Below are 21,937 nucleotides of genomic sequence, written 5' to 3'. Positions count from 1 at the left end.
GACCCTTACCCATGTCAAACGAGACCAGAACCAAACGGGACCCAGAGGGCACGCGCCGCCGCATCCTGGCGGCGGCCACGGAGGAATTTGCCAAGGGCGGCCTGGCCGGCGCCCGCGTCGACCAGATCGCGCGCCGCGCGGAGACCAATGAGCGCATGCTGTACTACTACTACGGCAGCAAGGAAGGGCTCTTCCTTGCCGTGCTGGAGAAGCAGTACGCCGAGTTCCGCGCGGACGAAGAACGGCTGCACATCACTGACGACGATCCCGTTGCCGGCGTCCGCACGCTGGCCCGCTTCGTCTGGGACTGGTACTACCAGCACCCGGAGTTCATCCGGCTCGTCAACAGCGAGAACCTGCACGAGGCGCGCCATCTGAAGAAATCGGCGCAACTGCACCAGCTCGTCAATCCGATCGTCAACGTGCTGGCGGACCTTATCCGCCGGGGCCAGCAACAGGGGCTGTTCCGCGACAACGTTGATGTCCCGCAGTTTTACCTGACCATTTCGGCGCTGGGCTACTACGTGCTGTCGAACCGCTACACGATCAGTGCGGTGATCGGCAGGGACGTGGCTTCGCAGGACGAGCACGAGCGGTTCGCCGAGCTGCACACGGAGATGCTGCTGAGCTACCTGCGGCGCTGAGGTGCCGGCCGGCGCCGCGGCGCGGAACAAAAAAACGCCCGCGATTGCGGGCGTTCTTGCATGGCGGGGCAGGCCGTTTACCGGTACTTGCGGATGAAGTCGCGCAACTGCGGGTAGATTTCTTCGCGCCAGCGGCGGCCCGAGAAGATCCCGTAGTGACCACACTTCGTTGCCGACAGGTGGTGCTTGTCGGTCTCTGCGATGCCCGCGCACAGATCGTGCGCCGCCGCGGTCTGGCCGGCGCCGGAGATGTCGTCGAGCTCGCCTTCGACCGTCAGCAGCGCGGTACCCTTGATGTCCTGCGGGCGCACCAGATTGCCGTCGATGGCCCAGGTGCCATTGGCCAGCCTGAACTCCTGGAAGACTTCGCGGATGGTGTCGAGATAGTATTCGGCCGCCATGTCGAGCACGGCATTGTACTCGTCGTAGAAGCGCACGTGAGCTTCCGCGTCGTCGGCATCGCCCTGGATCAGGCTCAGGTAGTAGTCATAGTGCGACGACAGGTGGCGGTCCGGATTCATGGCCACGAAGCCGGCATGCTGCAGGAAGCCGGGATAGACGCGGCGGCCGTGTCCGGGGTAGTTGGCCGGCACGGTGTAGATGACGTTGTTCTCGAACCACTCGAACGACTTGTTGGTCGCCAGGGAATTCACCGCCGTCGGGCTCTTGCGGGCATCGATAGGGCCACCCATCATGGTCATGGTGCGCGGCGTCTTCTCTCCGGCCGAGGCCATCAGCGAAATCGCCGCCAGCACTGGCACGGTCGGCTGGCACACCGAAATGACGTGCAGCTTTTCCGCGCCGATATGGCGGATGAACTCCTGAATGTAGTGGATATAGTCCGCCAGGTGGAACGGACCATGATCGGCCGGCACCATGCGGGCATCGATCCAGTCGGTCACGTAGACCTTGTGGTCCTGCAGCAAGGTACGTACGGTATCGCGCAGCAGCGTGGCATGGTGGCCGGACAGGGGCGCGGCCACCAGGACCACGGGCTCGTCCTTCAGCAGCTTGATGGTGTCCGGGTCATCGGCATAGCGTTTGAAGCGAACCAGCCGGCAAAACGGCTTTTCCAGGATGGTCTGTTCGACGATCGGGATTTCGCGGCCGTTCGAGCGCACCGACTTGATGTCGAACGCGGGTTTCTCGTATTCCTTGCCGAGCCTGTACAGCAGTTCGTACCCGGCCGCCAGGCGGGGTGCGCCGGGAACCAGGGACAACGGGCTGAGGGGATTGGTGAAGGTCTTGGCGGTCGCCTGTGCCCACGCGGTCAGCGGGTGCAGCATCGAACGCTGGAACTCATGCAGTTGGTAGAGCATGGCGGTCTGGCCTGGTAATACGTGTTTCTGGAGGGGGCACTATCGTGGACTTGCGTGCCGATTATGCACGCAACCGCATGATCGTGCCCTGCAGCATATACCCTAAGGTACGGCGGCAACGGGAAAAGACAATAGCCCAAAGGCCTTAATTCCGCATGACAAAATGGCATGACAAAAAGAAAAAGGCAGCCGTAGCTGCCTTTTTTTGTCGCATGCACCATGCCAGGGCTGTCGGCGTGTCGACAGTTCCGGGAATTGCGGCGCTTACAGCACTGCCGCGATCGCGTCGACGACGGCGTCGATGTTGCGGCTGTTCAGCGCGGCCACGCAGATGCGGCCCGTGCCGACGGCGTAGATGCCGTGCTCGTTGCGCAGGCGGTCCACCTGAGCCGAGCTCAGACCCGAGTACGAGAACATGCCGCGCTGCGCCTTCACGAACGAGAAGTCGGTTTTCACACCCTTGGCGGCCAGCTTGTCGACCAGCGCGTGGCGCATCAGCTTGATGCGGTCGCGCATTTCGGCCAGTTCCTGCTCCCACATGGCGCGCAGTTCGGGGCTGTTCAGCACGGTGGCGACCACGGTGCCGCCATGCGTCGGCGGGTTGGAGTAGTTGGTGCGGATCACGCGCTTGACCTGCGACAGCACGCGCTGGGCTTCGTCCTTGCTGGTGGTGACGATCGACAGGGCGCCGACGCGTTCGCCATACAGCGAGAAGCTCTTCGAGAACGAGCTCGACACGAAGAAGGGCAGGCCCGAATCGGCGAACAGGCGCACGGCCGCGCCGTCCGGGTCGATGCCGTCGGCAAAGCCCTGGTAGGCCATATCCAGGAACGGGATCAGGTTGCGCGCCTTGATCAGCGCGACCACTTCCTTCCACTGGTCGGCCGACAGGTCAACGCCGGTCGGGTTGTGGCAGCAAGCGTGCAGCACGACGATGGTGTTGGCCGGATACGACTTCAACGATTCCAGCATGCCGGCGAAGTTCAGGCCGTGGCTGGGGGCGTCGTAGTAGGCGTAGTTCACCACTTCGAAGCCGGCCGATTCGAACAGCGCACGGTGGTTTTCCCAGCTCGGATCGCTGATGGCAACCTTCGAGGCCGGGTACAGGCGCTTCAGGAAGTCGGCGCCGATCTTCAGCGCGCCAGTGCCCCCAAGTGCCTGGGCCGTCACAACACGACCTTCGGTGATCAGCGGCGATTCCTTGCCGAACAGCAGCGATTGCACGGCCTGGTCATAGGCGGCGATGCCCTCGATGGGCAGGTAGCCGCGCGGGGTGGCGGTGGTCAGGCGAGCCTTTTCCGCTTCCTGCACGGCACGCAGCAGGGGAATTTTCCCTTCGTCGGTGAAGTACACGCCAACGCCCAGGTTCACCTTGGTGGCGCGGGTGTCGGCATTGAAGGCTTCATTCAGGCCCAGGATCGGGTCGCGCGGGGCCATCTCGACGGCAGAAAACAAACTCATTTGGACTCTCGTGGTCGGCAATGTAAGAAAACGGGAAGGCGTAGAATGCTTCGGACTGCGCTGGGGGGCGTGCGGCAGACCTGCTTGCTGGCGTTGACGGCTTGAAGCGGGCTGTGCAACCCCAAGATTCTAGCGTATCCGCCCCCTTTTCTCAGGTTTTTCCCCTAGCCGCCTATGTCAAACCTCGCCGAAGTCGCGCCGGCCCTGGACGAAGACAAAATCGTCACTTTTCCGGGCTCGCCGTTCCAGCTCTACCAGCCGTTCCCGCCGGCCGGCGACCAGCCCGAGGCGATCCGGCAACTGGTCGAGGGCGTGGACGACGGCCTCTCGTTCCAGACGCTGCTGGGGGTGACCGGCTCGGGCAAAACCTACACGATGGCCAACGTGATCGCCCGCATGGGGCGCCCGGCCATCGTCTTCGCGCCCAACAAGACGCTCGCCGCGCAGCTGTATTCCGAGTTCCGCGAGTTCTTCCCGCGAAACGCGGTCGAATATTTCGTCAGCTACTACGATTACTACCAGCCCGAGGCCTACGTCCCGCAGCGCGACCTGTTCATCGAGAAGGATTCCTCGATCAACGAGCACATCGAGCAGATGCGCCTGTCGGCCACGAAGAGCCTGCTTGAACGCCGCGACACGGTGATCGTGGCGACGGTGTCGGCCATCTACGGTATCGGCAACCCGAGCGAGTACCACCAGATGATCCTGACGCTGCGCGCAGGGGACAAGGTCAGCCAGCGCGATGTGATCGCGCGGCTGATCGCCATGCAATACACGCGCAACGAGACCGATTTCCAGCGGGGCACGTTTCGGGTGCGCGGCGACACCATCGACATCTTCCCGGCCGAGCACGCCGAAATGGCGGTGCGGCTCGAGATGTTCGACGATGAAGTCGAGTCCCTGCAGTTCTTCGATCCGCTTACCGGCCGCGTGCGCCAGAAGATCCCGCGCTTCACGGTCTACCCGTCCAGCCACTACGTGACGCCGCGCGAAACGGTGCTGCGCGCGATCGAGGACATCAAGTCCGAGCTGCGCGAACGGCTCGAGTTCTTCCACAAGGAAGGCAAGCTGGTCGAGGCCCAGCGGCTGGAGCAGCGCACGCGCTTCGACCTGGAAATGCTGTCCGAGCTGGGCTTCTGCAAGGGCATCGAGAATTACTCGCGCCACCTGTCGGGCGCCAGGCCCGGCGATCCGCCGCCGACGCTGGTCGACTACCTGCCGCCGGACGCGCTGATGTTCCTCGACGAATCCCACGTGCTGATCGGCCAGCTCAACGGCATGTACAACGGCGACCGCGCGCGCAAGACCACGCTGGTCGAGTACGGCTTCCGGCTGCCGTCCGCGCTGGACAACCGGCCGCTCAAGTTCGGGGAGTTCGAGCGCAAGATGCGCCAGGTGATGTTCGTTTCCGCCACGCCGGCCCAGTTCGAGCAGGAGCATGCCGGGCAGGTGGTGGAACAGGTCGTGCGTCCGACCGGGCTGGTCGACCCCAGCATCATCGTGCGTCCGGCCGGCACCCAGGTGGATGACCTGCTATCGGAGATCCACCTGCGCGTAGAGGCCGGCGAGCGCGTGCTGGTGACCACGCTGACCAAGCGCATGGCCGAGCAGCTGACCGAGTTCCTGTCGGAAAATGGCGTCAAGGTGCGTTATCTGCACTCCGACATCGACACCGTGGAACGCGTGGAAATCATCCGCGACCTGCGTCTGGGCACCTTCGACGTGCTGGTGGGCATCAACCTGCTGCGCGAGGGGCTGGATATCCCCGAAGTGTCGCTGGTGGCCATCCTCGACGCGGACAAGGAAGGTTTCCTGCGCGCCGAGCGTTCTCTGATCCAGACCATCGGCCGGGCGGCGCGCAACGTGAACGGCACGGCGATCCTGTACGCCGACCGCATGACCGATTCGATGCGCCGGGCCATCGATGAGACCGAGCGGCGCCGCGCCAAGCAGATCGCCTTCAACGAAGCCAACGGCATTACGCCGCGTGGCGTGGTCAAGCGGATCAAGGACATTATCGATGGCGTCTACGATGCGGGCGAGGTCAAGGCCGAGCTGATCGCTGCGCAGGAGCGCGCGCGCTACGAAGACATGAGCGAGAAGCAGGTATCCAAGGAAATCAAGCGTCTCGAGAAGCTGATGATGGATCACGCCAAGAACCTGGAATTCGAAAAGGCGGCGCAGGTGCGCGACCAGCTCGCCAAGCTCAAGGCGCAACTGTTTGGCGCCGGCGGCGAAGAGGCGCCCCTGCCGCCGGCATAAGGCTTTCCCGGCGCGCCACAGCCGCGCGCTGGCCTATAGTGAAAAGCGTCACGCCAGATCGGGAGATGCGCCATGGTCAAGCTAGCGCTGTGGGTGCCGCTTGAAGCCGTGCCCGGCAAGGAAGCCGAGGTGGAGCAGTTCCTGCGCGACGGCTTGCCGCTGGTCGAGCAGGAGGCTGGCACCACGGCCTGGTTTGCGCTGCGGCTGGGGCCATCGCGGTTCGGCATCTTCGATGCATTCGCTGACGAAGCTTCGCGCGATGCGCATCTGGCGGGCAAGGTAGCGGCGGCGCTGGTGGCCAGGGCGCCGGATTTGTTCGTGGGTGCGCCGCCGATCCAGAAGATCGAAGTCCTGGCAGCCAAGCTGCCGTGAACGCGCTGGAGCCCGACATGGAACGGCAATTCGAATACGGCGGCTATATGGTGGTCGCCAGTGCAATCCCGGACGCGGGTGGCGGCTTTGCCGCGCAGGTCCGGATTGGCGATGCCTTCGGCGAGCCTTCCGGTCCGACATTCGAGGCGCTGGCTGGCAGGGCGCCAACGCCCGAAGCTGCAGTCGCCATGGCGGAAGCCGCCGCCATGCGCACCATCGATGCCGGCGAGGTCAACTAAACACTGAACCGTGCAAGGCGTCGGCACGCCCATCATTGCTGGAGACGGTTATGGCCGAAATCGGCGAATGGAAGAAGAAGGTCTATGAAACCCACGAAGTGCAGGTCCAGGTGCGGCCCCGCTCGCAGCACGAGTGGGAATACACGGTCCGGGTCTGCCGTGCCGGCTGCAATATCCGCGCGACCACGACGCTGATCGAAAGATCCCTGATTACCGACCACTACAAATCTTGTGAGGCCGCGGAGATCGCCGGCTTTGCGCACGGGGAACGGCTCGCGAAGCAGCTCTAGCGGGTTGACGCCGGTCACTGGCGCTGGAATCGTGCCCTTCGCCGGCAGGCGCGCGCGTACAACGCCCGGTGCGGCCCGTACCCACTGCCGGCGTTCTGCTCCGGCGCGAGGCCGCCCTGCTGCGGCGCCTTCATCCATCCAGACGATCAGAACGCAATGAAGAAATACGCCATCCTGATGTGCTGCATGGGCAATATCTGCCGCTCGCCGACAGCCGAGGGCGTCTTGCGCGCCAAGCTGGCAGCGGTAGGGCTCGCGGATCGGGTGGAACTCGATTCGGCGGGTACCCATGAGTATCATCTCGGCCGGGCCCCGGACGCGCGCACGCAACGTCACGCGCAGCGGCGCGGCTATGATCTTTCGGCGCTACGGGCGCGCAAGGTCGGCCTGCCCGATTTCTCGCGCTTCGACCTTGTGCTGGCGATGGACCGGGACAATCTTGAGCGGCTGTCAGCCTTGTGCCCGCAGGCCGACGCGGCGCAACTGCGGCTGCTGATGAGCTTCGCCACCCGCCACGAGGCGGACGAAGTGCCGGATCCGTACTACGGCGAAGGCGATGGCTTCGAGCGCGTGCTCGACTATGTGGAGGATGCGTGCGATGGCATCGTCGAGATGCTGCGCCAGCGCCTGCGCAACGATGCTGTCTGAGGTCGGCACCGGGCTATGGGAAGCCTTGAGATTTGATGCAGTGCCGCAGGGTAGTTGACTGAAATAGTCGGGTAACTTTATACTTGACGGAAACGATCAAGTATTAAGCCCTGCATCATGAGACTGACCACCAAAGGCCGCTTTGCGGTAACTGCGATGATCGACCTGGCCATGCGCCAGGATCAGGGACCCGTCACGCTCGCCGGCATCAGCCAGCGGCAGAAGATTTCGCTGTCCTACCTGGAACAGTTGTTCGGCAAGTTGCGCCGGCATGAAATCGTCGAAAGCGTGCGTGGCCCCGGCGGTGGCTACAGCCTCGCGCGCAAGGCGGAAGACGTTACCGTGGCGGACATCATCATCGCCGTGGACGAACCGCTCGATGCCACCCAGTGCGGTGGAAAGGGCAATTGTAACGGAGGTGACGGCTCCGGGCGTTGCATGACCCACGAACTGTGGGCGACGCTGAACCAGAAGATGGTCGAATACCTCGATTCCGTCTCCCTCAAGAACCTCGTGGACCAGCAGCGCGCCAAGCAGCCAGCCGTCCTGCACGACATGCGCGAAGACGCTGCCGTGCAGCAGGCGGCACCCGCGGCGCGCGGCAAGTCGGACAAGGCCGAGAAGCCGGTCCGCGCCCGGGTGGTGAATTCGGTTTTCAGCCTGGCGCAGTCCTGAAGTGCCCGGCAAGCAAGCAGCGAAACAAGAGATCAGCGGTCCCCCTGAAAAAGGCAGTCATAACGATGAGCACCCCACATTTCCCCATCTACATGGATTACTCGGCCACCACGCCGGTGGACCCGCGCGTGGCGGACAAGATGATTCCGTACCTGCGCGAGCAGTTCGGCAATCCCGCGTCGCGCAGCCACGCCTATGGCTGGGACGCGGAGCGTGCGGTGGAAGAGGCGCGTGAACAGGTGGCCGCACTGGTCGGTGCCGATCCGCGCGAAATCGTGTGGACGTCGGGGGCGACGGAATCGGACAACCTGGCGATCAAGGGCGCCGCGAATTTCTATTCGGGCAAGGGCAAGCACATCATCACGGTCAAGACCGAGCACAAGGCCGTGCTGGACACCACGCGCGAGCTGGAGCGCCAGGGCTTCGAGGTGACCTACCTCGACGTGAAGGACGACGGCCTGATCGACATGGAAGTGTTCAAGCAGGCGCTGCGCCCGGACACGATCCTGGTGTCGGTGATGCTGGTGAACAACGAGATCGGCGTGATCCAGGACGTCGAGCAGATCGGCGCGATCTGCCGCGAGAAGGGCATCATCTTCCATTGCGACGCCGCGCAGGCGACCGGCAAGGTGGCGATCGACCTGAACACGCTGAAGTGCGACCTGATGTCGTTCTCGGCCCACAAGACCTATGGCCCGAAGGGCATCGGCGCGCTGTACGTGCGCCGCAAGCCGCGCGTGCGCATCGAGGCGCAGATGCACGGCGGCGGCCATGAGCGCGGCATGCGCTCGGGCACGCTGGCCACGCACCAGATCGTCGGCATGGGCGAAGCCTTCCGCATTGCCCGCGAGGAAATGGCGACCGAGAACGAGCGCATCCGCATGCTGCGCGACCGCCTGTGGAATGGCCTGAAAAGCATGGAAGAGGTCTACCTGAACGGTGACTTCGAACGCCGCGTGCCGCACAACCTGAACGTCAGCTTTAACTTCGTCGAAGGCGAGTCGCTGATCATGGCGATCAAGGACGTGGCCGTGTCGTCGGGCTCGGCCTGCACCTCGGCCTCGCTGGAGCCGTCTTACGTGCTGCGCGCGCTGGGCCGCAACGACGAACTGGCGCACAGCTCGATCCGCTTCACGGTGGGCCGCTTCACCACCGAGCAGGAAATCGACTTCACCGTCGAACTGCTCAAGAGCAAGATCGGCAAGCTGCGCGACCTGTCGCCGCTGTGGGAGATGTTCAAGGACGGCGTCGACCTGAATTCGATCCAGTGGGCCGCGCACTGAGCGCCGCCCGCATGCACGACCCCCATAAAAGATTACGCACGAGGTAAGCAAAATGTCATACAGCTCCAAGGTTCTCGACCACTATGAAAACCCCCGCAACGTCGGTTCCTTCGACAAGGGCGACGACACGGTGGGTACCGGCATGGTCGGTGCCCCGGCTTGCGGCGACGTAATGAAGCTCCAGATCAAGGTCAATGAAGCGGGCGTGATCGAAGACGCCAAGTTCAAGACCTATGGCTGCGGCTCGGCCATTGCCTCGTCCTCGCTCGTGACCGAGTGGGTGAAGGGCAAGACCGTCGACCAGGCGCTGGAGATCAAGAACACCCAGATCGCCGAAGAACTGGCGCTGCCGCCGGTGAAGATCCACTGCTCGATCCTCGCCGAGGACGCCATCAAGGCCGCCGTCGACGACTACAAGAAGAAGCACCCGGCCGCCGACCAGAAGGCCGCCTGAGCTGCTTGAGTTCCGAACGCAGAAGGAAGACGCAACAATGATCACGATGACCGAGAAGGCCGCCAGGCACGTCGCCCGCTACCTGGAACGCCGTGGCAAGGGCGTGGGCCTGCGCCTTGGCGTGAAGACCACGGGCTGCTCGGGCCTGGCGTACAAGCTCGAATACGTTGACGACCTGCAACCCGAGGACCAGGTGTTCGAATCGCACGGCATCAAGGTCATTGTTGACGCCAAGAGCCTGCCGTATATCGACGGCACCGAACTCGACTACGCACGCGAAGGGTTGAACGAAGGTTTCCGCTTCAACAACCCGAATGTCAAGGACGAGTGCGGCTGCGGCGAGTCCTTCACGGTCTGAGCGCCGGCGCGGAGGAGACCGGATGGAACGCTGCATCGTCGGCTTCCACCGGGACGAGGAAGGCGACTGGGTCGCCGAGCTCGATTGCGGGCACGGGCAGCACATGCGCCACAACCCGCCCTGGCAACTGCGGCCGTGGACGGCCACGGAGCAGGGCAGGGCGGCCCGGCTTGGCGCAACGGTGAACTGCCTGAAATGCGATCGCAACGAGCCGCCGGCTGATTGGGCGCGAGGCGGTTGACGTGAGTGCACAAGGGGGCGGCGCGACCGCTCCTTTTTGTTGGGGAAGCTGTTGAAAGACGATTTTTTTGCGCTGTTCGGCTTGCCGGTGCAGTTCGGCGTGGATGAGGCGGCGCTGGATGCCGCATACCGGACCGTGCAGTCGCAGGCGCATCCGGACCGCTTCGCCAATGCGGGCGAGGCCGAACGGCGCGTGGCGATGCAGTGGGCCGCACACGCCAACGAGGCCTACCGCACGCTGCGCCAGCCGCTCAAGCGCGCGATCTACCTGCTGGGGCTGCGCGGCGTGGACGTACAGGCGGAGAACAACACCGCCATGTCGCCTGCGTTCCTGATGCAGCAGATGGAATGGCGCGAGGACCTGCAAGACGCCGTCGAGTCCCGCGACGTCGACCGCCTGGATGGCCTGCTGCGCGGCTTGCGGCAGGAAAAGCGCGAACGGCACGCGGCGCTTGGCGCGCTGCTGGACGCCGGCGACAACGAGGGCGCGGGCGCCGCGGTACGGCAGCTGATGTTCATCGAGAAGATCGAACACGATACCAGCGAGGCGATCGACCGGCTGGAAGGGTAGTCCCGGCACGTTTGGCGGGGCCATGTGACAATGGCGCCCGTCGCGAAAGCCGCCTGTGCGGCGGAGATCATCGCGCACGAGAAAGCGAAGAAACATCATGGCACTGCTCCAGATTTCCGAACCCGGCATGTCGCCGGCGCCCCATCAACGCCGCCTGGCGGTTGGCATCGACCTCGGCACCACCAACTCGCTGGTGGCGGCGGTGCGCCACAGCATCCCCGAAGTCCTGGCCGACGATCGCGGCCGCGCGCTGCTGCCCTCGGTGGTGCGCTACCTGCCTGACCGCACCACGCATATCGGCTACCGCGCCCAGGACGAGGCGGTGCGCGACCCGAAGAACACCATCGTCTCGGTCAAGCGCTTCATGGGCCGTGGCCTGAAGGACGTGGCTCACAACGAGCACAGCCCCTACGATTTCGTCGATGCGCCCGGCATGGTGCAGATCAAGACCGTGGCCGGCGTGAAGAGCCCGGTGGAAGTCTCGGCCGAGATCCTGGCGACGCTGCGCCAGCGCGCCGAGGACTCGCTCGGCGATGACCTGGTCGGCGCCGTCATCACCGTGCCGGCCTATTTCGATGAGGCCCAGCGCCAGGCTACCAAGGACGCCGCGCGCCTGGCCGGCCTGGAAGTGCTGCGCCTGCTCAACGAACCGACCGCGGCGGCGATTGCCTACGGCCTCGACAACGCCGCCGAAGGCATCTACGCGGTCTATGACCTGGGCGGCGGCACCTTCGATATCTCGATCCTGAAGCTGACCAAGGGCGTGTTCGAAGTGCTGTCGACGGGCGGCGATTCCGCGCTTGGCGGCGACGATTTCGACCAGCGCCTGCTGTGCTGGATCGTCGAGCAATCCGGCTTGCAGCCGCTGTCGGCGCAGGACACGCGACTGCTGATGGTGCGCGCGCGCGCGGCCAAGGAAGCGCTGTCCGAAGGCGACAGCACGGTGATCGACGCCGTGCTCGAGTCGGGCGAGATCGTGCACCTGGTGCTGACCGACGAGATCTTCGACACCATCACCGCGAATCTCGTGCAGAAGACGCTGGCGCCGGTGCGCAAGTCGCTGCGCGATGCGGGCGTGGCGGCGGACGAGGTCCAGGGCGTGGTACTGGTTGGCGGCGCCACGCGCATGCCGGCCATCCGCAAGGCGGTGGGCGACTTCTTTGGCCAGCCGCCGCTGACCAACCTCGATCCGGACCGCGTGGTCGCACTCGGCGCCGCCATGCAGGCCAACCTGCTTGCGGGCAATCATGCGCCTGGCGAAGACTGGCTGCTGCTGGACGTGATTCCGCTGTCGCTCGGCGTGGAAACCATGGGCGGCCTCGTGGAGAAGATCATTCCGCGCAACAGCACGATTCCGCTGGCGCGCGCGCAGGAGTTCACGACCTTCAAGGACGGCCAGACCGCCATGGCTATCCACGTTCTGCAGGGGGAGCGCGAACTGGCCAGCGACTGCCGTTCGCTGGCGCGCTTCGAGCTGCGCGGCATCCCGCCGATGGTGGCGGGCGCGGCGCGCATCCGCGTGACCTACCAGGTCGACGCTGACGGGCTGCTGTCGGTTACGGCGCGCGAAACGCATTCGGGCGTCGAGTCGTCGGTGACCGTGAAGCCGTCCTATGGCCTTGCCGACGACGATATCGCGCGCATGCTGCAGGAGGGCTTCCGCGAAGCCGAGCACGACATGAAGAGCCGCGCGCTGGCCGAAGAGCGCGTCGAGGCCGACCGCCTGATCGAAGCCACCAGGCGCGCGCTGGAGACTGACGGCGACCTGCTGTCGGCCGACGAGCGCGCCGCCGTCGAGGCGCTGATCGCCTCGGTGCGCGAGATCGCCACCGGCGAGGATCATCACGCCATCAAGGCCGCGGTCGAGACGCTGTCGCGCGGCACCGACGAATTCGCCGCCCGGCGCATGGACCGCTCGATCAAGAGCGCGCTGGCCGGGCGCAAGGTGCAGGAGCTCGGCTGATCACCGGGCCCTTGCATCGCCAAGCATCTATACCAGGACACGACATGCCACAGATCATCGTTTTGCCCCACGCCGAATACTGCCCGGAAGGGGCGGTGATCGAAGCCAAGACCGGCGTCAGCGTCTGCGACGCGCTGCTGGCCAACGACATCGACATCGAGCACGCGTGCGAGAAGTCGTGCGCCTGCACGACCTGCCACGTGATCGTGCGCGAAGGCTTCGACTCGCTCGACGAAGCCGAGGAGAAGGAAGAGGACCTGCTCGACAAGGCCTGGGGCCTGGAGCCCAATTCGCGCCTGTCATGCCAGGCCATCGTCGCCGACGAAGACCTGACCATCGAGATCCCGAAGTACACCATCAACCACGCCAAAGAAGGCCACTGAGGCCCGGAGAACCCCATGAAGTGGACCGACACCTACGACATCGCCGCGGCGCTGTATGACAAGTTTCCCGACGTGGATCCGGTAACGATCCGCTTCACGGACCTGCGCAAGTGGGTGCTGGAGCTGGACGGCTTCACCGACCTGCCCGAGCGCTCGGGTGAAAAGATCCTGGAAGCGATCCAGTCTGCGTGGATCGAGGAAGCGAACTGAGCTCCCCGGTCATCATCTGAATGATCAGAAGCGATAGCCGGCACCCGCCACGAACAGGTCGGCATCGCGGTCGTAGCCGGTCATCACACGGTTCCACGACAATCGACCCAGCCAGCGGCTGCTGAGCCGGTAGCTGGCCGAAAACGACAGCAGGGCGGACCAGCGCGATGGCGAGCCCTCCGCACCCGGGCCCCGTACATGCAGGGTGGTTGCGTAGTACGGGCCGGCGCCGATGCCGAGGGTCAGCCGGTCGCCAAGGAAGCCGCCGCTCAGCCAGGCCTGCGCCGCCACGCCGCGGCGCTGGACCAGGTCGGAGTTGCTCTCCGAGAAGTAGCTGACGGTTCCTTCCACGCCCCGCCAGAAGCCGTGCCGGTACTCCGCGGCCGCCGCGAAACCCGTTTCCGAATGAAAGCTGTTCACGATGCTGGCGCCAAGGAAGACCGTCAGTTCGTTGCCGGTCAGGACATTGGTACGGGTGCCTGCAATGAAGGGTCCGTCGCGCCGGCCGTGATCGAGCTGATAGCCGACGCCAAGCAGCATCGTGTTCGAGGTGAAGCTCGACCAGGCTTGCGCGCGGTTATACCGCGCCTGCACCATCCAGGGCCCGCCGCTGACATACCAGGTTGCCGCCACGCTGGCCAGCAGCGCGGCGCCGTGATGGTTCCGGTAGCTGCCGTCGGGCTGGTCATCGGCGGTATCGAAATACAGGTAAGGGCCCGCGCCGACCGACAACGCAAACTGGCGGCCCGGCGTCAGCCAGCGCCACCATAGCTGCGCGCTATAGCCGTCGCGGTGATGGCCGTCGGCGTGTCCTTCGTTCAGGTAGGTGTATGTGGCGTACCAGTTTTCCGTCAGGTTCTGCTGGTAGCTGTAGGCATAGACAGCGCTGCTGTCGTCGTCGTTGTGGATCGGGGGGGTGGTGTGCGCACCGCCCATCAGCAGGAGTTCCTGCCCATGCGCCGCATGCTGGAGCATGGCCAGCAGCAGACCGCCGGCCAGAGGAATGACGCGTTGCCAGAGACTGGGGGTCCTGCGATTGGCGCATTGCATCTGGTGGATTCCGATGAGCCGGGACGCTCAGGAATCATAGCAAAGTGCAGCAAAGTGCAGGAAAGGTTTCTGGGACGGGACGAGGTCCGTTTGTTACGGAATATTGGTGAGCGCTCTTTGCCGACCAAAGCAAAACCCCGCCGGAAGGCGGGGCTTACTGTCAACGCTGCATCCGTGCTCAGTCCTCACGCCGCAGGTGCGGGAACAGGATGACGTCGCGGATGTTCGGGCTGTCGGTCAGCAGCATCACCAGGCGGTCGATGCCGATGCCGCAGCCGCCCGTCGGGGGCATGCCGTACTCGAGCGCGCGGATATAGTCGGCGTCGTAGTACATCGCCTCTTCATCGCCAGCGTCCTTCTGCTCGACCTGCTTGCGGAAGCGTTCGGCCTGGTCTTCGGCGTCGTTGAGCTCCGAGAATCCGTTGGCGATCTCGCGGCCGGTGATGAACAGCTCGAAACGCTCGGTGATGCCCGGCACCGTGTCCGAGGCGCGCGCCAGCGGCGAGACTTCCACCGGGTAGTCGACGATGAAGGTCGGCTCCCACAGCTGGCTTTCGGCGGTTTCCTCGAACAGCACGAGCTGCAGCGTGCCGATGCCGGCATTGAGGAACTGCGGCGCGCTGGTGTTGACGCCGAATTTCTTCAGTTCTGTGCGCAGGAACTCGGCGTCGGCCAGTTGCGCGTCCGTGTACTGCGGTGCGAACTTCTGGATCGCCTGGCAGATGGTCAGGCGATGGAACGGCTTCGACAGGTCCAGCTCGCGGCCCTGGTAGGTCAGCACGGCGGTGCCGCTGGCGTCGATGGCGGCCTGGCGGATCAGGTTCTCGGTGAAGTCCATCAGCCAGCGGTAATCCGTGTAGGCCGCGTAGAACTCCATCATGGTGAACTCGGGGTTGTGGCGCGGGCTCACCCCCTCGTTGCGGAAGTTGCGGTTGATTTCGAACACGCGCTCGAAGCCGCCGACAATCAGGCGCTTCAGGTACAGCTCGGGCGCGATGCGCATGAACATCTGCATGTCCAGCGCGTTGTGGTGCGTGATGAACGGCTTGGCCGCCGCGCCGCCCGGGATCGGGTGCAGCATCGGCGTTTCCACTTCCATGAAGCCGGCGTCGGCCATATGGCGGCGCAGCGACGACATCGCCTTGGTGCGCGCGCGGAAGGTATTGCGGGTTTCCGGCGAGACGATCAGGTCGACATAGCGCTGGCGGTACTTCATTTCCTGGTCGGCCAGGCCGTGGAACTTGTCCGGCAGCGGGCGCAGCGACTTGGACAGCAGGCGCAGTTCCTGCACCTGCACCGACAGCTCGCCCTTGTTGGTGCGGAACAGCACGCCGCGCGCGCTGATGATGTCGCCGAGGTCCCAGTGCTTGAAGGCGGCGTAGACCTCTTCGCCGACCTTGTCGCGCGTGATGTAGAACTGGATCTGGCCGCTGCCGTCCTGCACGGTGGCGAAGCTGGCCTTGCCCATCACGCGCTTGAGCATCATGCGGCCGGCGATGGCGACTTCGACCGTAGTCGCTTCGAGCGCGGGCTGGTCGGTCTCGCCGTACTGCGCGTGCAGCGCGGCGGCCTGGTGGGTCGGGCGGAAATCGTTGGGGAAGGCCACGCCTTGCTGGCGCAGGGCCGCCAGTTTCTCGCGACGCTCCGCGATGATCTTGTTCTCGTCTGCGGCGGGCGTGTCAGAGGCCGGTGCGGCCTGGGCGCGGGTGGGTTCGGTCATGGTGTCTTGTCGGGTCGCGCGCGGCATGCCGCGCGCGGGTTCAGTATGGCTTCAGTAATTGCGCAGGTCGTCCAGCTCGGTGCTGCCGAAGTCCGGGCGATGCAGGTAGGCAAGGATGCGGCCCGCGGTGTCTTCGGCGGAGGCAAGCTGCTGGTTTGCCTTCAGGTCGCGGAAGCGCTGCACCTGGGCAAAGTCGGCATGGCGGATGGTGTCCTGCATGCCGGTGTCGACCACGCCTGGCGCGAGTGCCACGGCACGGACCGTGCGCGGCGCCGGGGTGCCTGCGTACTCGGCGTTGACCGAGCGGATGAACATGTCGAGGCCGGCCTTGCCGGCGCAGTAGGCGCTCCAGCCCTCGACCGGGCGGCGCGCCGCCCCGGAAGAGATGGCGAGCACCTTGCGCGGGCAGTCAAACTTCTCGGTGCGTTCCAGGAACGCGCCGGTCATGATCATCGGCGTGGCCAGGTTGGTCAGCAGGTGCGGCAGCAGCGTGCCTTCCTGCAGGCGCGACACGGGGCCGATCGGCTCGACCACGCCGGCATTCAGGATCAGCGTGGCGCTGGCGGGCGGCTGGTCCTGGCTCTCCAGCACGCTGGACAGCCAGCCGGCCGCGGCCGCGGGCTGCGACAGGTCCTGCAGGTGCCACGCCACCGGCACGCCGCTCATGGTGGCAACGCGCTCCAGTTCCGGATTGCGGCTGCGCGCCACGCAGATCAGGCGGTTGCCCGGCACGAGCAGGGCATTGGTCAGTGCGGCGCCGAGCCCGCGCGAGGCGCCGGTGATGATGTAGAGGTGGTCTGCTTCGCTCATGATGCCCCGGTTGGAGGAGCCGCCCCGCGGGGCGGGGCGTGGTTGACAGTGGTCGCGGCCCGCCATGCCCGCGGGCATGGCGGTGGCCTTACAGTCCCTGCTTGAGGCTGGCCTCGATGAATGGGTCCAGGTCGCCGTCCAGCACCTTCTGCGTGTTGGACATTTCCACGTTGGTGCGCAGGTCCTTGATGCGGCTCTGGTCCAGCACGTAGGAGCGGATCTGGTGGCCCCAGCCCACGTCGGTCTTGCCGGCTTCGAGCTTGTCGGCCTCGGCCTGGCGCTTGCGCATCTCGTTTTCGTACAGGCGCGACTTCAGCATCGACATGGCCTCGGCACGGTTGCGGTGCTGCGAACGGTCGTTCTGGCACTGCACCACGATGCCGGTCGGGATGTGCGTGATCCGCACCGCCGAATCGGTCTTGTTGATGTGCTGGCCGCCGGCGCCCGACGCGCGGTAGGTATCGACGCGCAGGTCGGCCGGGTTGACCTCGACCTCGAACGAATCATCGACTTCCGGATACACGAACACCGACGAGAACGACGTATGGCGACCGCCCGACGAATCGAACGGCGACTTGCGCACCAGGCGGTGCACGCCGGTTTCCGTACGCAGGTAGCCAAAGGCGTATTCGCCCTCGATCTTGATGGTCGCGCTCTTGATGCCGGCCACGTCGCCTTCGGACTCTTCGAGCACCTCGGCCTTGAAGCCCTTGCGCTCGCAGTACTTCAGGTACTGGCGCAGCAGCATCGAGGCCCAGTCGCACGCCTCGGTACCGCCGGCGCCAGCCTGGATGTCGATGAAGGCATTGGCCTGGTCCATCTCGCCCGCGAACATGCGGCGGAATTCCATGCCCGCGACGATTTCCTCGAAGCCCTTGACGTCGGTCTCGATCGATTCGAGCGTGTCGTCGTCGCCTTCTTCCTTGGCGAGCTCAAACAGCTCATCGGCACCGTTGAGGTCGTCCGTGAGCTTGCCGAGGACGCCTACCACGCCCTCGAGTGCTTTCTTTTCCTTGCCGAGGTCCTGGGCACGCTTGGGGTTGTTCCAGACGTCCGGGTCCTCGAGCAGGCCGTTGACTTCTTCCAGCCTTCCTACTTTGACATCGTAGTCAAAGATACCCCCGTAGATCTTCCGTCCGGGAACGGAGATCGGAGATGGCACCGGAGATGGCGTTGAGGCGTTCTGCTTCCATGATTATCCTGCGCTTCCAAAACCTTGAATTATAGCGGATTCGGGGCGTATTTCGGCGCTGTGGGCGGCGCTGGCAGCCCATTGCGCAGAGAACGGAAGCGCCTGCCAACGGTCTACCCGGCGGGCCGTGCGGGCCGGGCGGCGATAATAGGCCGCTCCAGGCCCGCTGGCCGCCCCCCCGAAGACCAATCTCAACAGGGACGAATGACGCCAACAAGACACGATACCGCCGGCCGACGCCGGATGCTGGGATGGATGATCGCTGCGGCTTCCGCCGCGCTGGCCGCCGGTTGCGGCACGATGTCCTCGGAACCCGCGCCCGAGGGCTTCTACCGCGTGGAGAGCGGCGACACGCTGTATTCCATCGCGCGCAAGCAGCGCCGCAATGTGCGCGAGCTGGTGCGCTGGAACAACCTGCCCAGCGCGGACCGCATTGAAGTGGGCCAGCTGATCCGGGTTAAGCCACCGGGGCCACCGGGGTCCGGCACGGCCACGGCCGCGCCAGCCGGCACGCCATCGGAAACTGTGACGGATACGCCGCGCGCGGACAGCAGCGGCCAGTCGAAGCCGCCTGCCAGCGCCATCCGGCTGCAGTGGCCATCCGACGGCAAGGTCACGGCGCGCTTCTCGCCACCCGCGAGCAAGGGCCTGAGCATTGCAGTGCCGCCCGGCGGCACCGTGAAGGCCGCGGCGCCGGGCTGGGCCATCCACGTCGGCAACCTGCGCGGCTACGGCATGCTGGTGATCGTCAAGCACAACGACGACTGGCTGACCGTGTACGGCAACCTCGACAAGCCGCTGGTCAGCGAAGGCGCGCGCGTGGCCGCGGGCCAGGACGTCGGCAGCATGGGCGGCAGCGGCAGCGAGCTGCACTTCGAGGTGCGCGGCAACGGCAAGCCGGTCGATCCGGCCAACTACCTGCCGCCGCGCGGCTAGCGCGGCGCGGTCTACTGCGCGTGCTCGATCACGAGCTGCACGCGCGTGACGCCGTTGAAGGTGTTGTTGTCGAGCCGGTAGGCCACCTGCGCGCTGACGCCGAGCTCGTCGGCGTGGTTGAACCAGATCGCGTCGAAGCGTTGCCGGCCGCGGCCGAGCTGCAGCTTGAGGTGCTTGCCCTTGAGCACGCTCTGGCGCAGCACGTCGAACTCGCCGCAGAAGGTTGGCGCCGGAAAGCCCTGGCCCCAGACCTGCTGCTCCAGCAGCGTGACGAATTCCGGGCTGAAGCACTGGTCCTCGATATCGCCGTCGGTCTCGATCACGCGCGCGAGCTGGTCGTCCGTGAGCCATTCCCTGCCGACCGCTTCGAAGGCGTCCTGGAACTCGGCGAAGCGCTCGGCACGCACGGTCAGGCCGGCCGCCATGGCGTGGCCGCCGAACTTGACCATCAGGCCCGGGCAGCGCTTGGAGACCAGGTCGAGCGCATCGCGCAGGTGAAAGCCGGGGATCGAGCGGCCCGAGCCCTTGACCGTGGCTTCGTCGCCGGGCGCGAAGGTGATGGTCGGGCGATGGAACCTGTCCTTCAGCCGCGAGGCGACGATGCCGATCACGCCCTGGTGCCAGGTGTCGTTGAACACGCTGACGGTAAAGCGGGCCGACGGATCGAGGCCGGCCAGCGGCTGCTCGAGGATCTGCAACGCTTCCTGCTGCATGCCGGCTTCGATGTCGCGCCGCTCGCGGTTCATGCTGTCCAGCTCCTGGGCGATCTCCCAGGCGCGGTTGGCATCGTCGGTCAGCAGGCATTCGATGCCGAGCGACATGTCGGCGAGGCGGCCGGCGGCGTTCAGCCGCGGGCCGACGCCAAAGCCAAGGTCGAAGGTGTTGGCCCGCGTGGCTTCACGGCCCGCGGCACGGAACAGCGCCGCCACGCCAGGTTGCATGCGGCCAGCGCGCATCCGCTTCAGGCCCTGTGCCACCAGGATGCGGTTGTTGGCGTCGAGCTTGACCACATCGGCGACCGTGCCCAGTGCCACCAGGTCCAGCAGCGTTTGCAGCGGCGGCTGGGTCTGCTGGGTGTAGACCCCGCGCTTGCGCAGTTCGGCGCGCAGGGCCAGCAGCACGTAGAACATCACGCCGACGCCCGCCAGGTTCTTGCTGGGGAATTCACAGCCCGGCTGGTTCGGGTTGACGATCACCGCGGCTTCGGGCAGCTCCGCGCCCGGGAGATGGTGATCGGTCACCACCACGTCGATGCCGAGCGCGTTGGCGGCAGCCACGCCGTCGACGCTGGCGATGCCATTGTCGACCGTCACGATCACGTCGGGCTGCTGCTTCGCGGCCAGCGCCACGATCTCGGGCGTCAGCCCGTAGCCGTACTCAAAACGATTGGGGACGATGAATTCCACGCGCGCGCCCAGCATGCGCAGCCCGCGCACGCCGACCGCGCAGGCGGTTGCGCCGTCGCAGTCATAGTCGGCCACGATCAGCAGGCGCTTTCGTGCCGCAATCGCGTCGGCCAGGTACTCGGCCGCATGGCCGATGCCCTTCATGGCTGCGGGCGGCAACAGTTCCGGCAGTTCGGTGGAGAGTTCGGAGGCCTGCGCCACGCCGCGCGCGGACAGGATGCGGGCCAGGGTCGGGTGCAAACCGGCAGCCGCCAGGGTACTGGCGTGCTCGGCGGAAAAGGGGCGGATGGCAATCCGGGTCATGGGGCGGTCTGCTTCTTGTTTCTGTAGATGGAGCTCAGGCGGCGTAGGCGAGATCGGACAGCAGCGCGCGCCAGTCGCCGCGCTGGCCCATGCCGCGCCAGAACTTGCGCAGGTCGGCCCGGCGCACGGTGAACTCGGCGAAGTGGTTCTCGCCGCCGAGCACCAGCGTGATGGCTTCGATGCCGCCGTCGCCGAGCGCCTGCAGCGCGGGGGCGAACCAGTCGGCGTCCAGCGCGTGCATGCGCTCGATCCACAGGCCCCAGTCTTCGGCGATATGCGCCTCGGTGGCGCTGTCGAGCATCGCCATGACCGTGCCTTCAGCCTGCACGCCGGCAAATCCGGCCGGCACGGGAGCGATGCGGCTGCCGCCCGCGAGCCCCAGGCCGGCCAGGAACGGGTCGGCCGCCAGGATGGTGTCAGCCAGCCTGGGCACCGGCTGCATCGCGCCGCCGCCATACAGCCAGACGGAATTGATGGACAGCTCCCCGGCCGCCTCGCGTGCCTGGTTGACCGGGTGGTCGAACCAGGTCATCTGGATCTCGTTCTGCAGCCGGCGCCAGTCGCGCGCGCGCGCGCCGTCCTGCAGCCAGATGTCGATGTTGCGGCCGGTGGCGCGCACCGGCGTAGTGGCGTCGAGCGGACCGAACACCGCTTCCGGCAGATACCAGCGCGCCGCGCAGGGCGTCTCGAGCGTGATGTCCGCTTCCCGCAGCAGCGGCTCGATGGCGGCATGCAGCGACGCGGCTTCCTCGTCACGCACGCCCAGTTGGTCGGGATGGAACAACACCAGGTGATCGCGGGCGGCATGGATATGCACCAGTTGCAGGCAGGCCCAGGCTTCGCGGCCCGCCGGCGCGGTGCCGCCGCTGTCAGCCTGCCGCATATAGGGCGCCATCGGCACCCTGACGGTGTCCAGGCCGGCCTTGCCTGCCAGCCAGCGCTCGTGCGGCAGGCTGCGCAGCCAGGGGTCGTCGTGCCGCTCGCGCTGGCCGGGCGTGGCCCGGGTCAGCAACTTTCCGAGCGCGGGCAACTCCAACTGCCGCAGCAGCGCGCCGGGCACGACATCGTCCGTGGCGTCGTCGCCGGCGCCGGGTGGGACGGAAAAGGGCACAATCAGGGTCAGGTGCGTCATCATGGTGGCGAGATTG

Annotated in this window: 24 protein-coding genes; 16 read left to right on the top strand and 8 right to left on the bottom strand. The window is 65.7% G+C overall.

All coding sequences use genetic code 11. The features are described 5' to 3' along the window. Positions 1-11 precede the first annotated feature (11 nt). Positions 12-644: a TetR/AcrR family transcriptional regulator gene (locus tag CupriaWKF_RS10690; RefSeq protein ID WP_276097873.1), complete on the top strand. Its 633-nt coding sequence runs from the start codon at positions 12-14 to the stop codon at positions 642-644. 77 nt (positions 645-721) lie between these two features. Here the strand turns inward: CupriaWKF_RS10690 and phaZ are convergent, their stop codons facing one another. Together phaZ and CupriaWKF_RS10680 are read right to left on the bottom strand one after the other, a co-directional pair. Then, positions 722-1,963 (bottom strand): polyhydroxyalkanoate depolymerase, encoded by a 1,242-nt coding sequence (gene phaZ, locus CupriaWKF_RS10685; RefSeq protein ID WP_276097872.1) that lies wholly within the window; start codon positions 1,961-1,963, stop codon positions 722-724. Positions 1,964-2,227: 264 nt separating this feature from the next. Beyond that, entirely contained in the window at positions 2,228-3,424 is a 1,197-nt protein-coding gene (locus CupriaWKF_RS10680) for an amino acid aminotransferase (RefSeq protein WP_276097871.1), read from the bottom strand. 174 nt (positions 3,425-3,598) lie between these two features. Between CupriaWKF_RS10680 and uvrB the strand changes: the two genes are divergently transcribed. From uvrB to iscX, 14 genes are all read left to right on the top strand, one after another. Beyond that, complete coding sequence (uvrB, locus tag CupriaWKF_RS10675; protein ID WP_276097870.1) at positions 3,599-5,686, top strand: excinuclease ABC subunit UvrB; 2,088 nt, start codon at positions 3,599-3,601, stop codon at positions 5,684-5,686. A gap of 72 nt (positions 5,687-5,758) precedes the next feature. Further along, complete coding sequence (locus CupriaWKF_RS10670) at positions 5,759-6,058, top strand: antibiotic biosynthesis monooxygenase (RefSeq protein ID WP_276097869.1); 300 nt, start codon at positions 5,759-5,761, stop codon at positions 6,056-6,058. Positions 6,059-6,075: 17 nt separating this feature from the next. Further along, positions 6,076-6,297 (top strand): hypothetical protein, encoded by a 222-nt coding sequence (locus CupriaWKF_RS10665; RefSeq protein WP_276097868.1) that lies wholly within the window; start codon positions 6,076-6,078, stop codon positions 6,295-6,297. 50 nt (positions 6,298-6,347) lie between these two features. Next, positions 6,348-6,587, top strand: coding sequence for a hypothetical protein (locus tag CupriaWKF_RS10660; protein ID WP_276097867.1), 240 nt, complete (start codon positions 6,348-6,350; stop codon positions 6,585-6,587). A gap of 156 nt (positions 6,588-6,743) precedes the next feature. Then, positions 6,744-7,235, top strand: coding sequence for a low molecular weight protein-tyrosine-phosphatase (locus tag CupriaWKF_RS10655; protein ID WP_276097866.1), 492 nt, complete (start codon positions 6,744-6,746; stop codon positions 7,233-7,235). Positions 7,236-7,352: 117 nt separating this feature from the next. After that, positions 7,353-7,910, top strand: a complete 558-nt coding sequence (gene iscR / locus CupriaWKF_RS10650) for a Fe-S cluster assembly transcriptional regulator IscR (protein WP_276097865.1) — start codon at positions 7,353-7,355, stop codon at positions 7,908-7,910. Positions 7,911-7,969: 59 nt separating this feature from the next. Next, entirely contained in the window at positions 7,970-9,193 is a 1,224-nt protein-coding gene (locus tag CupriaWKF_RS10645) for an IscS subfamily cysteine desulfurase (RefSeq protein WP_276100757.1), read from the top strand. A gap of 52 nt (positions 9,194-9,245) precedes the next feature. After that, positions 9,246-9,647 carry a Fe-S cluster assembly scaffold IscU gene (gene iscU / locus CupriaWKF_RS10640; RefSeq protein WP_276097864.1) on the top strand — a complete coding sequence of 134 codons (402 nt, stop codon included), beginning with the start codon at positions 9,246-9,248 and terminating at the stop codon, positions 9,645-9,647. Between the two features lie 37 nt (positions 9,648-9,684). After that, entirely contained in the window at positions 9,685-10,005 is a 321-nt protein-coding gene (gene iscA / locus CupriaWKF_RS10635; RefSeq protein ID WP_276097863.1) for an iron-sulfur cluster assembly protein IscA, read from the top strand. Between the two features lie 22 nt (positions 10,006-10,027). Continuing rightward, positions 10,028-10,246 carry a DUF3565 domain-containing protein gene (locus CupriaWKF_RS10630; protein ID WP_276097862.1) on the top strand — a complete coding sequence of 73 codons (219 nt, stop codon included), beginning with the start codon at positions 10,028-10,030 and terminating at the stop codon, positions 10,244-10,246. Positions 10,247-10,297: 51 nt separating this feature from the next. After that, complete coding sequence (gene hscB, locus CupriaWKF_RS10625) at positions 10,298-10,816, top strand: Fe-S protein assembly co-chaperone HscB (RefSeq protein ID WP_276097861.1); 519 nt, start codon at positions 10,298-10,300, stop codon at positions 10,814-10,816. Positions 10,817-10,913: 97 nt separating this feature from the next. Then, positions 10,914-12,779, top strand: coding sequence for a Fe-S protein assembly chaperone HscA (gene hscA / locus CupriaWKF_RS10620; protein WP_276097860.1), 1,866 nt, complete (start codon positions 10,914-10,916; stop codon positions 12,777-12,779). A gap of 44 nt (positions 12,780-12,823) precedes the next feature. Further along, a complete protein-coding gene (gene fdx, locus CupriaWKF_RS10615) occupies positions 12,824-13,162 on the top strand; it encodes an ISC system 2Fe-2S type ferredoxin (RefSeq protein ID WP_276097859.1) in 339 nt (112 codons plus the stop codon). Between the two features lie 15 nt (positions 13,163-13,177). Beyond that, positions 13,178-13,372: a Fe-S cluster assembly protein IscX gene (iscX, locus tag CupriaWKF_RS10610; RefSeq protein ID WP_276097858.1), complete on the top strand. Its 195-nt coding sequence runs from the start codon at positions 13,178-13,180 to the stop codon at positions 13,370-13,372. Positions 13,373-13,396: 24 nt separating this feature from the next. Here iscX and CupriaWKF_RS10605 read toward each other — a convergent pair whose 3' ends face one another. The 4 genes from CupriaWKF_RS10605 to prfB all read right to left on the bottom strand — a co-directional run bounded on the left by CupriaWKF_RS10605 (position 13,397) and on the right by prfB (position 18,145). Next, positions 13,397-14,422, bottom strand: a complete 1,026-nt coding sequence (locus CupriaWKF_RS10605; RefSeq protein WP_276097857.1) for a hypothetical protein — start codon at positions 14,420-14,422, stop codon at positions 13,397-13,399. 178 nt (positions 14,423-14,600) lie between these two features. Further along, entirely contained in the window at positions 14,601-16,142 is a 1,542-nt protein-coding gene (lysS, locus tag CupriaWKF_RS10600) for a lysine--tRNA ligase (RefSeq protein ID WP_276097856.1), read from the bottom strand. 51 nt (positions 16,143-16,193) lie between these two features. Next, complete coding sequence (locus CupriaWKF_RS10595; RefSeq protein ID WP_276097855.1) at positions 16,194-16,952, bottom strand: SDR family oxidoreductase; 759 nt, start codon at positions 16,950-16,952, stop codon at positions 16,194-16,196. Between the two features lie 88 nt (positions 16,953-17,040). Then, positions 17,041-18,145 (bottom strand): peptide chain release factor 2 gene (gene prfB, locus CupriaWKF_RS10590; protein WP_276097854.1). Its coding sequence is split into 2 segments (ribosomal slippage): positions 17,041-18,063 and positions 18,065-18,145, totalling 1,104 coding nucleotides; the frame shifts between segments, so codons are not numbered across the junction. A 203-nt stretch (positions 18,146-18,348) separates the two neighbouring features. Between prfB and CupriaWKF_RS10585 the strand changes: the two genes are divergently transcribed. Beyond that, positions 18,349-19,080, top strand: coding sequence for a peptidoglycan DD-metalloendopeptidase family protein (locus CupriaWKF_RS10585; protein WP_276097853.1), 732 nt, complete (start codon positions 18,349-18,351; stop codon positions 19,078-19,080). Positions 19,081-19,091: 11 nt separating this feature from the next. Here CupriaWKF_RS10585 and recJ read toward each other — a convergent pair whose 3' ends face one another. Together recJ and CupriaWKF_RS10575 are read right to left on the bottom strand one after the other, a co-directional pair. Continuing rightward, positions 19,092-20,789, bottom strand: a complete 1,698-nt coding sequence (gene recJ / locus CupriaWKF_RS10580; RefSeq protein ID WP_276097852.1) for a single-stranded-DNA-specific exonuclease RecJ — start codon at positions 20,787-20,789, stop codon at positions 19,092-19,094. A 34-nt stretch (positions 20,790-20,823) separates the two neighbouring features. Beyond that, the gene (locus CupriaWKF_RS10575; protein WP_276100756.1) at positions 20,824-21,924 is read right to left on the bottom strand and encodes a hypothetical protein; all 1,101 of its coding nucleotides are present in this window, start codon (positions 21,922-21,924) and stop codon (positions 20,824-20,826) included. Positions 21,925-21,937: the final 13 nt, after the last annotated feature.

Source organism: Cupriavidus sp. WKF15, from assembly GCF_029278605.1.
In the GTDB taxonomy this organism is placed as follows: domain Bacteria; phylum Pseudomonadota; class Gammaproteobacteria; order Burkholderiales; family Burkholderiaceae; genus Cupriavidus.
Note: the sequence above shows the minus strand (reverse complement) of the source record. Positions and strands in the feature narration are given on the sequence as shown.